This window comes from Streptococcus suis (genome assembly GCF_046032115.1).
In the GTDB taxonomy this organism is placed as follows: domain Bacteria; phylum Bacillota; class Bacilli; order Lactobacillales; family Streptococcaceae; genus Streptococcus; species Streptococcus suis_AJ.
On record NZ_JARQOZ010000004.1, the window covers coordinates 55854 to 65799 of the forward strand.

The window sequence follows — 9946 nt, forward strand, 5'->3', positions numbered from 1 at the left end:
GCAATTGCCGCTATCAACGCAAATCCAAACTTGGATGACGCAGCTAAAGCAGAAGCAGTTAAAGCAGTTGAAGATGCAGCTAAGACAGCAACAGAAGCTATCGACGCAGCGAAAACTCCAGCTGATGTCAACGCAGCAACTCTTGCAGGAGAGCAAGCAGTAGCAAAAGCAGAAGTTGCCGCAGCCGCAGTAGATGCTGTCGAAGCTATTAAAGCAAATCCAAACTTGGATGATACAGCGAAAGCAGCCGCAATCAAGGCCGTAGAAGAAGCAGCTAAGACAGCAACAGACGCTATCGACGCAGCGAAAACTCCAGCTGATGTCAACGCAGCAACCCTTGCAGGAGAGCAAGCAGTAGCTAAAGCAGAAGTAGCCGCAGCCGCAGCAGATGCTGTCGAAGCTATTAAAGCAAATCCAAACTTGGATGATACAGCTAAAGCAGCCGCAATCAAGGCTGTAGAAGATGCCGCTAAGACAGCAACAGAAGCTATTGACGCAGCGAAAACTCCAGCTGATGTCAACGCAGCAACCCTTGCAGGAGAGCAAGCAGTAGCAAAAGCAGAAGTAGCCGCAGCCGCAGCGGATGCTGTTGAAGCTATTAAAGCAAATCCAAACTTGGATGATACAGCGAAAGCCGCAGCAATCAAGGCCGTAGAAGAAGCAGCTAAGACAGCAACAGAAGCTATCGACGCAGCGAAAACTCCAGCTGACGTCAACGCAGCAACCCTTGCAGGAGAGCAAGCAGTAGCTAAAGCAGAAGTTGCCGCAGCCGCAGCAGATGCTGTCGAAGCTATTAAAGCAAATCCAAACTTGGATGATACAGCTAAAGCAGCCGCAATCAAGGCTGTAGAAGATGCCGCTAAGACAGCAACAGAAGCTATTGACGCAGCGAAAACACCAGCTGACGTTAATGCAGCAACCCTTGCAGGAGAGCAAGCAGTAGCTAAATCAGAAGTTGCCACAGCCGCAGCCGATGCTATCGAAGCTATTAAAGCAAATCCAAACTTGGATGATACAGCTAAAGCAGCCGCAATCAAGGCTGTAGAAGATGCCGCTAAGACAGCAACAGAAGCTATTGACGCAGCGAAAACACCAGCTGACGTTAATGCAGCAACCCTTGCAGGAGAGCAAGCAGTAGCTAAATCAGAAGTTGCCACAGCCGCAGCCGATGCTATCGAAGCTATTAAAGCAAATCCAAACTTGGATGATACAGCTAAAGCGGAAGCAGTTAAAGCAGTTGAAGAAGCAGCTAAGACAGCAACAGAAGCTATCGACGCAGCGAAAACACCAGCTGACGTTAATGCAGCAACTCTTGCAGGAGAGCAAGCCGCAGTTAAAGAAGAGCTTAAAGCAGCCGCAGCCGATGCGAAAGCAGCTATCGATGCGAATGCTAACTTGACAGCAGAAGAGAAAGCCGTAGCCAAAGCAGCCGTGGATGCAGAATTAGCAAAAGCTAACGATGCTATCGATGCAGCTAAGACAGCAGATGCAGTAGCCGCAGCAACTCTTGCAGGAGAGCAAGCAGTAGCTAAGGAAGAGCTTAAAGCAGCCGCAGCCGATACTAAGAAAGCTATCGACGCACATCCTAACTTGACAGCAGAAGAGAAAGCAGCAGCCAAAGCAGCCGTAGATGCAGAATTGGCGAAAGCTACTGCAGCCATCGACGCAGCAATAACAGCAGATGCAGTAGCCGCAGCAAAACTTGAAGGTGAAAAAGCTGTAGCTAAAGAAGAGCTTAAAGCAGCCGCAGCCGATGCGAAAGCAGCTATCGATGCGAATACCAACTTGACAGCAGAAGAGAAAGTTGCATTAAAAGCAGCTGTGGATGCAGAATTAGCGAAAGCTACTGTAGCCGTAGATGCAGGAACAACAGCTGCTGCTGTAGATGCAGCAACACTTCTAGGTGAACAAGCAGTAGCCAAAGAAGAACTTAAAGCTGCAGCGGCAGATGCGAAAGCAGCTATCGATGCGAATGCTAACTTGACAGCAGAAGAGAAGCAAGCTGCTAAAGATGCTGTAGATGCAGAATTAGCGAAATCAACTGATGCTATCGATAATGCTAAGACAACTGAAGAAGTAGAAGCAGTAACACTTGCAGGTGATAAAGCACTTGCTAAAGAGGAAATCAAGGCAGCAGCCGACGATGCTAAGAAAGCTATCGATGCAACTCCAAACTTGTCAGATGCAGAGAAAGCCGCAGCCAAAGCAGCAGTAGATGCATCAGTAGCGGAAGCAAATAAAGCAATTGACGGTTCAACATCTTCAACTGAAGTTCAAGCTGCTAAAGATAAGGGCAACTCTGCTATTGCAGAAAATGTTCTTGATGCAGCTAAACAAGGTGCTAAGAACAAGCTTATGGAAGAAGCAGAGAAAGCGAAAGCTGCCATCGATGCAAATCCAAACTTGACACCAGAAGAGAAAGCCGCAGCTAAAGCTGAAATCGATAAAGCTGTTGAAGAAGCGATTATTTCTATCAACGGTGCTGGAACTCATCATGCATTGGGCGAAATCAAACTTCCACTTTCAGCTCTTATCAAACCAGTTGTAACAGTAACACCAGTACTTGATCCAAACAATTTGACTGAAGAAGAAATTGCTCGCATCAAGGCTCTCCTTGAAGAGAACAATACATTCCCAGAAGGAACTGAGATTATCGTTTCTAAAGGTGCTTCTGTGTCAATCAAGTACCCAGATGGTACTATCGACTTGGTATTGCCAGCAGAGGTTGTGAAACAGGCAGATACAACTGCTCCTGCGATTACAGACGATGCTAAAGGTAATATTGTAGTTGCTCCATCTGAAGAAGCTGTTGAACTTGTTGTTACCTATGTAGATAACAATGGTAAGGCTCAACTTGTTGTTGTTACTAAGGGTGCAGACGGTAAATGGACAACAACTGATAAAGTTGTGATTGTAGATCCTGTTACTGGTCAAGTTATCATTCCAGGTTCTGCTATCAAGCCAGGAACAGTTGTGACAGCTTACTCTAAAGATATGGCTGGAAATGTTTCAGGATTAGGTTCAGCAGAAGTTGAAGCAGTAGATGCAAACAATCCTGCAGCAGGAGTGAAAGTGAAATCTGCAGCTACAAATACGAATACAGCTGATAAGAAAGCTAAGCAATTGCCAAATACAGGTGAAAAAGCAACTTCAGCAACTTCACTTGGATTAGCAGTTCTTGGAATGGGCTTAGCACTTTTCGCAGCAAAGAGAAAAAAAGACGAAGAAGAAGCTTAAAATAGACTATTCATCGAAAACTCTTTGAGAAGAAACAATCTTTTCTCGGAAAGTTGAGTACATGTGGATGCCTCTTGATGGATCATCTATCTGTACAGCTCAAATAAAAAGGATCTAAAGTCAATAGACTTTAGGTCCTTTTGTTTTTGTAGAAAATGGTTGAAAAACGAGTTACAATGTGAGAAAATGAGAGAATACTTTTTACGAATTATTACGGAGATATGGAATGAAGGAACATACTTTTCGTGAGGGTCTACGGGATGCTATTCCCACAGCTCTGGGCTATGCCAGTATCGGCCTAGCCTGCGGAGTGGTATCGGTCAATTCAGGCATTTCTGCAGTGGAAATGGCTTTGATGAGCCTATTGGTCTATGCAGGGAGTGCTCAATTTGTCATGTGTGCTATGATTTTGGCAGGTGCCCCCTTGTTGTCAATTGCGGTGACGGTTTTCTTTGTCAACCTGCGGAATTTTCTCATGTGCCTGCATACGACGACCATTTTTCAGGGCAACAGTCTAGGCTCCAATATCCTGATTGGCTCTTTTGTGACGGACGAGTCCTATGCGGTTCTCTTGCGGAAACACATTGAGGACAAGCAGATTGCCCCTAGCTGGATGTACGGCAACAACTTCGCTAGCTATGCTTCTTGGGTTATCTTTACCACTCTGGGCAATCTCATCGGTGGTTTGATTCCAAATCCCGAGCAGTTTGGCTTGGACTTTGCCTTGGTTGCCATGTTTGTCGGTATTTTTGCAGGTCAGTTAGAGGCTATGGTTCGGACCATTCCGCTGAAAAAAATTGGCTTGATTCTGCTGGCAGTTGGTCTGGGCTATATCGGTCTGTCTATGATGGTGTCGTCCTATGTGGCGGTGCTCTTGTCGACACTCTTAGGTTGCTTTGTGGGGGTGATGATTGATGATAAAAACTAACATTTTACTGATTATTCTGGTGGCGGCGCTGGTGACTTGGGTGCCACGTGTCCTACCTTTTGTACTGACGCAAAATAAATCTCTCCCTCCAAAGTTGGTGAAATTCCTCAGCTTTTTGCCAATCACTATCATTTTTGCATTGACCCTCTCCAGTATTATGGATGAGAAAGTTGGCTCCTTGCCAAGTTTTCTCCCTGTGGAAAGCTTGGCTATTCTTCCGACATTTTTTGTGGTTTTGAAAACAAAAAATATCCTTTTAGCAGTCTTGGTTGGCGTTGTTACAACTGCGTTATTACGTTTGATATTTTAGGAGGTTTTTATGGTAAAAGAAAATGCCAAAGGTGTCGGACTTTGTTTCCTTTTGGCTTTGGTGGGTCAGTGGTTAGGTCATTTATTTCCACTTGTGGGTGGGCCTGTTTTTGCCCTTCTGATCGGGATGAGCCTGTATCCCTATTTTTCAAGTAAAAATGCATTTCAGTCAGGCTTAACTTTTACTTCCAAGAAAATTTTACAGTATGCTGTGATTTGCTTGGGATTTGGATTAAACTTATCAGCGGTCTTGGCAGTTGGTCGTCAGTCTCTTCCAATTATTCTTTCAACCATCAGTTTTGCTTTGATTTTGGCATTTCTGATGTGGAAATGGTTACCCATTTCATCTCATCTAGCGACCTTGATTGGCGTAGGGACCTCTATCTGTGGAGGCTCTGCCATTGCGGCGACGGCTCCCATTATCCAGGCGGATGATGAGGATGTGGTACAAGCGATCTCGGTCATCTTCCTCTTTAATGTCTTGGCAGCTTTGGTCTTTCCGACCTTGGCAACTTGGCTTGGTTTTTCGACCGATTCGGGCCAGGCCTTTGGAATGTTCGCCGGAACGGCGGTCAATGACACCTCGTCGGTCACAGCAACAGCAGCCACCTGGGACAGCCTTTACGGATTGGGCAGTCAGACCTTGGACACGGCAGTGATGGTCAAGCTGACGCGAACCTTGGCCATTATTCCCATTACGTCGGTTTTGGCAATTTGGCAAACCCGAGGAAAGGGGCTCAAGGCAGATAAGAAGTCCCTCCTGACAGGTTTTCCGACTTTTATCCTCTATTTTATCCTAGCCAGTCTGGTGACCACAATCGCAGGTCATTTTGGACTGGGAACAGCGGTTTTTACTCCGCTCAAAACCCTGTCCAAGTTTCTCATTTGCATGGCTATGGCAGCCATTGGTTTGCGGACCAATGTATTTTCCTTGGTGAAAAATGGCAGAGTAGCTCTTTTTGTCGGACTAGTTTGCTGGCTGGGAGTGACGGTGCTGACACTGGTTTGGCAGGCAATCTTGGGAATTTGGTAAATGAACAAGAAAAATCCTAGTTGGTGAATATACTAGGATTTTTTGTCTGCTTGATCTTGTTCTTTTAAGTTATTAGAAATATTGTTCAAAAGCAATGTCTGCACGTTCATAAGGGAATTTGTTTTTGTCAACTGGAATTTCGATAAAACCAAATTTTCTATACAGATGGATGGCGGACACACATTTTCGATTCGAAACGATAATCACTTTTTGAATCTGTTTTTCCTTAATAAAATCCATGCAAGCTTGCAAACAAGCCTTGCCAGCCCCTTGACCAGCAAATTCTTTTTTGGCAGCAAATTTTTCAATTTCCCACTCACCAGATGGGAGTGGTGCAACCATACAAGATGCCATAATCTCGCCTTCATCATTGATGGCGAAGAAAATCTCCCCACCATTTGCAAGACGCTCTTCAATGCTTCCTAGGACCATACGATCTTCATCTTCTACTTGAAACATTTCTTCTATCCAGGCGAGGTTCATAGCGATAAATGCTTCCTTGTATTCAGGTTTATAGGTTTCAATGTTCATTTTTCTTCTCCATTTCTTTTATGAGGGGGATAAGTGTTTCGATTGCTTCTTGAAATTCGGAACGTTGTTGAGGGGTCAAATGGCTCAATTGTTCAGTAATTTGCTGATTTGCTTTGTTGATATATGACTCAACAGCAGCTAGTCCTGTTTTCGTCAGAAATAGACTGTGTTGACGTCCATCGATTTGGCTTATTTTTTTAATGATGTAGTCTGAGGTTTGAAACTGTTTGAGAATTTTACTGATGTAGCCCTTGTCCAGTTGGAGAGAATGGCTAATGAAAGAGGCGGTACAGCCTGAGTTCTCATAGATTTCAAATAATATCCGAACTTCAGTAATATTGTAGCGTTCCCCTAGGTATTTGTTTCCTAGCAAATGAAAAGCAGGCAGGTAAGAGCGGTTAAACTGTCGTAGCTGTATAATTAAATTTTCCAATAGACACCTCTGGCATTTAGTTGCTAAATGAAATTAATTTTTTAACAGTATATCAAAAATAGTTGTTTTTGACAACTATTTTCAGGAGTTTTTATCAGATACAGATTGACTTATTTTATCTGGTCTTGTTCTTTCGCTATAAGGAAGACATTGCCATGTTTGCTGACCTTGGTTTCAAGGCTTTTCGTACCTCGATTGCTTGGTCACGGATTTTTCCAACGGGCTTCGAGGCAGAGCCAAATGAAGAAGGGCTGCAATTCTACGATGATGTCTTTGATGAGCTATTGAAATACGGTATCGAACCTGTCATTACCTTATCTCACTTTGAAATGCCCTATGAATTAGCCAAGAAAAACGGTGGTTTTATGAGCCGTGATACCATTGACCAATTTATCAAATTTGCCGAAGTAGTTTTCAAACACTACAAAAACAAAGTCAAATACTGGATGACCTTTAATGAAATCAATAACCAAATGAATTTCTTAAATGATATTTTTGGTTGGACAAATTCTGGTGCTCATTTTGGGGACTATGACAATCCCGAAGAGGCGATGTATATCTGTGGTCACCATACTCTTGTGGCTTCTGCCAAGGCAGTTGCTATCGGAAAATCCATCAATCCTGATTTTCAAATCGGAAACATGATTGCTATGGTACCAGTCTATCCATTCTCCTCTCGACCAGAAGATGTCCTCTTGGCAAATCAAGCTATGCACGACCGTTGGTTTTTCTGTGATGTTCAAGTTCGAGGTCATTATCCAGCCTATGCCCTGAAAATGTTTGAACGCAAAGGCTTCAATATTCCAATTACAGAGGAAGATAAGGTCGTTTTGGCAAATGGAAACTGCCTCCCGTTAGGGAAGGCAGTTTTTATACTTTCAATCTAAAAGTCTGCGGAGCTTTTTTCAATAAAATCCAGTAACCGATGCTGACATAGGCAATCATAGTCAGGGAAATGAGTAGGATGTACAAGTGGCTGCCTAAATCCATCTTGATATTGAGGTAGGCCACCCAGTAGAGGGCACCGCTGAGAAATTTATAGACTGGATTGACCACCTCCATGTCCTTGGTAAAGGGCTGGAGGATGTAGTAGATAAAAAGATCGTGGAAGGAAAATAGGGCTGTCAAACTCAGCAGAAGTAGGGCGGTCAGAAGAATGGTTTCCAAGCTGAGAGCAAACCGCCACAGGATCAGGATTACCAAAAAGAGGCTGGTCGCAAAGATGAGATTGAGTTTGCAGGTTTGCAAAAATCGGTAGTTAAAACCAGCGATAATGGTCTTAGCCTCGCGATAGAAAGGATAGTGGAGCATGGAAATATCGCAGTTGACAAAGACCATTTGAGCGACCACCTTGCCCGACGAAGCGATATACATAATCATAAAGGAGAAGGGCAGGCACCGCAGGAGGACGGCATCGGTCAGTTCAAAAGGCTCCAGATAGTAGCGGAAGGCCTCCAGAGCGACCAGAATTACCACGAGCGACAGGACCCAGTTCCGCACCTTCTTATAGAGGACTTTTTTGTAGCGGTCAAATAGCAGAGCGTTTAAGTAGGTCATGCCAGACAGGTGGGATAGGTCTTTTCCCTTTTCTGTACTCAGCTTTTTCTGCATCTGCAAACCCTGACGAGTGTATTCATTGCCCTTGGTCATCTCAAACAATTTCTTATCCATTTGTAAGGACTGGTCCATGCAATACTGGAGATAGTCCAGATGATTGGTCTGTTGCTTCAAATAACCATAGCCAAACCAAATCAGAAATGGTTGGACAAGCAGGATAGGGACCAGCATGCCTAAGGAGAGCTGATGACGGAAGAAAATAGTCAGAACATATAACACAAGAACAAACGCGACCCATAGCCAAGCATACCAAGAATTGCGACGGGTTAAGATACGATGTTCAAAGAGCCAACGATTGAGAGCATGACCAGTCAGGTGGCCTGCTAGCACGGTCATCATGCCGACAGGAAAGACCAGCCATTGATTTGTCATTAGGCAAAAAATAACTAAGGCTGGAAGATAGTAAATAGTAGTCAGGATAGGTTCGATAAAGAGTTGACTTTGCAAAAAGGTAGATTGTGATAGACCGAAGTTCTGCATAAATTCTCTATCTGCTTTCGAGATGACTGGGTCTAGTCCCTTGCTAAAACGATAGTTTAGTCCGACAAACAAAAACCAGGACACAAAGCCTAGAAGCCAAGTCCCTGGAAGAATATTCCAAAAGGTCAATTCCTCACTGGCCAAGACATTCATCCAGAAAGAAGCATGATAGAAATGAAAAACCAACCAGAAGCCCTTGGTCAAAAAGCGACTGGGGATGGAAAGGATGTGCAGGACCAAAAAGAGACCAGACTTAAAACTGTAAGACTTGAAAATACTCTCTGGAATGCTCTTTCCCACAAGTGGCAGTTTCCGTAGATAGTAGAAAAATCCGTTGACGGAGCGATGGAGGGCATACTTTTCCCGATACCAAAAATAACGTAGAATGGTTTTCATATGCTCCTCCTAATCTGCTGTCAGTAGCTGAACAATCTCCTGTTCGAAGTCAGGGTCGTGGAGTTTGTCACTCGGAACAGCTTGCAATTCTTGGTGATGGAGCAAAACAATCTCATCACAGAGGTCTTGTGCTAATTGGAGGATGTGGGTGGAAAAGATAATGACGGAATCCTTCTTAGCCTCCCGAATGAGTTGTTTGAACTCGTGGGCAGCCACGGGGTCAAAGGACGTCAGCGGCTCATCCAAGAGCAGGACAGGAGGCTGGACAATCAAAGACAGGAGTAACTGGACTTTGTTCTGCATACCGTGGGAAAAATCCTTGAGCAGACGGTGCTGGTCTTCTTCTCCGATACCGACCAGGTGCAGCCATTCTTCTGGACTGCGAGGAGATTTGAGTTTATCCTTGTGAATGTCCATATAGAAACGGACAAATTCAAAGGCGGTCATAAAAGCGGGCAGTTGCGGATAGGTCTGGGTAAAACCGATGTCCGTATTATCGTAGTCAAGAGTTTCTTCGCCTTTTACAAACTGAATCGAGCCACTATCCAAGGTCAGATTACGGGCAATGCAGTTAAACAAGGTTGTCTTACCAGCCCCGTTCCGTCCCAGCAAGCCGTAAATCTTGCCTTGTTCAAATTGAAAACTGGCATCCTCCAGAATCATCTTGTGATCAAATTTTTTAGAAATAGAAGACAGTTTTAGTCGCATAGCCAATCTCCTTTTGTTATATTGTTATGACTTTATCATACAATAATAAACAAAAAAATTCAAGCAAAATTTGCTTGAATTTTTCAGTCATTAAATAATTAGTAGTGTACTACTCAAAGGAAATCGAACTCAGACTAGCTCCAAAGGTTCGGGGAACCTTTGGAGGTTGGAGATAGGGCGAACAAAGTTCGCTACAAAAAGGTTCGGGGAACCTTTGGAGGTTGGAGATAGGGCGAACAAAGTTCGCTACAAAAAGGTTCGGGGAACCTTTGGA

Annotated in this window: 8 protein-coding genes and 1 pseudogene; 5 read left to right on the top strand and 4 right to left on the bottom strand. The window is 44.1% G+C overall.

What is annotated here, in order from left to right:
- The 4 genes from P7J36_RS02510 to P7J36_RS02525 form a co-directional block, all read left to right on the top strand.
- On the top strand, positions 1-3237 hold a 3237-nt coding region (locus P7J36_RS02510), incomplete at its 5' end, for a DUF1542 domain-containing protein (protein ID WP_408551200.1).
- A gap of 226 nt (positions 3238-3463) precedes the next feature.
- Positions 3464-4165 carry an AzlC family ABC transporter permease gene (locus tag P7J36_RS02515; protein WP_408551202.1) on the top strand — a complete coding sequence of 234 codons (702 nt, stop codon included), beginning with the start codon at positions 3464-3466 and terminating at the stop codon, positions 4163-4165.
- Complete coding sequence (locus P7J36_RS02520) at positions 4152-4475, top strand: AzlD domain-containing protein (protein ID WP_408539798.1); 324 nt, start codon at positions 4152-4154, stop codon at positions 4473-4475. Before P7J36_RS02515 ends, P7J36_RS02520 begins: the two co-directional genes overlap by 14 nt.
- A gap of 9 nt (positions 4476-4484) precedes the next feature.
- Positions 4485-5507 carry a YeiH family protein gene (locus P7J36_RS02525; protein WP_408551204.1) on the top strand — a complete coding sequence of 341 codons (1023 nt, stop codon included), beginning with the start codon at positions 4485-4487 and terminating at the stop codon, positions 5505-5507.
- Positions 5508-5579: 72 nt separating this feature from the next.
- Here P7J36_RS02525 and P7J36_RS02530 read toward each other — a convergent pair whose 3' ends face one another.
- Both P7J36_RS02530 and P7J36_RS02535 read right to left on the bottom strand, forming a co-directional pair.
- Entirely contained in the window at positions 5580-6038 is a 459-nt protein-coding gene (locus P7J36_RS02530; protein WP_029171639.1) for a GNAT family N-acetyltransferase, read from the bottom strand.
- On the bottom strand, positions 6028-6471 hold the full coding sequence (locus P7J36_RS02535) for a MarR family winged helix-turn-helix transcriptional regulator (protein ID WP_105114168.1): 444 nt from the start codon (positions 6469-6471) through the stop codon (positions 6028-6030). The genes P7J36_RS02530 and P7J36_RS02535 overlap by 11 nt, the downstream gene beginning before the upstream one ends.
- A 128-nt stretch (positions 6472-6599) precedes the next feature.
- Between P7J36_RS02535 and P7J36_RS02540 the strand changes: the two are divergent.
- Positions 6600-7355 (top strand): annotated as a pseudogene (locus P7J36_RS02540) (family 1 glycosylhydrolase); the annotation flags it as partial.
- Here P7J36_RS02540 and P7J36_RS02545 read toward each other — a convergent pair.
- Both P7J36_RS02545 and P7J36_RS02550 read right to left on the bottom strand, forming a co-directional pair.
- Entirely contained in the window at positions 7342-8964 is a 1623-nt protein-coding gene (locus tag P7J36_RS02545) for a hypothetical protein (protein ID WP_408551206.1), read from the bottom strand. The pseudogene P7J36_RS02540 and the gene P7J36_RS02545 overlap by 14 nt on opposite strands.
- A gap of 9 nt (positions 8965-8973) precedes the next feature.
- A complete protein-coding gene (locus P7J36_RS02550) occupies positions 8974-9672 on the bottom strand; it encodes an ABC transporter ATP-binding protein (protein ID WP_408551208.1) in 699 nt (232 codons plus the stop codon).
- Positions 9673-9946 lie beyond the last annotated feature (274 nt).

Coding starts and splice junctions, on each gene's coding strand:
- P7J36_RS02520 (WP_408539798.1), top strand. CDS start 4,152: ATGATAAAAACTAACATTTTACTGATTATTCTGGTGGCGGCGCTGGTG.
- P7J36_RS02525 (WP_408551204.1), top strand. CDS start 4,485: ATGGTAAAAGAAAATGCCAAAGGTGTCGGACTTTGTTTCCTTTTGGCT.
- P7J36_RS02530 (WP_029171639.1), bottom strand. CDS start 6,038: ATGAACATTGAAACCTATAAACCTGAATACAAGGAAGCATTTATCGCT.
- P7J36_RS02545 (WP_408551206.1), bottom strand. CDS start 8,964: ATGAAAACCATTCTACGTTATTTTTGGTATCGGGAAAAGTATGCCCTC.
- P7J36_RS02515 (WP_408551202.1), top strand. CDS start 3,464: ATGAAGGAACATACTTTTCGTGAGGGTCTACGGGATGCTATTCCCACA.
- P7J36_RS02550 (WP_408551208.1), bottom strand. CDS start 9,672: ATGCGACTAAAACTGTCTTCTATTTCTAAAAAATTTGATCACAAGATG.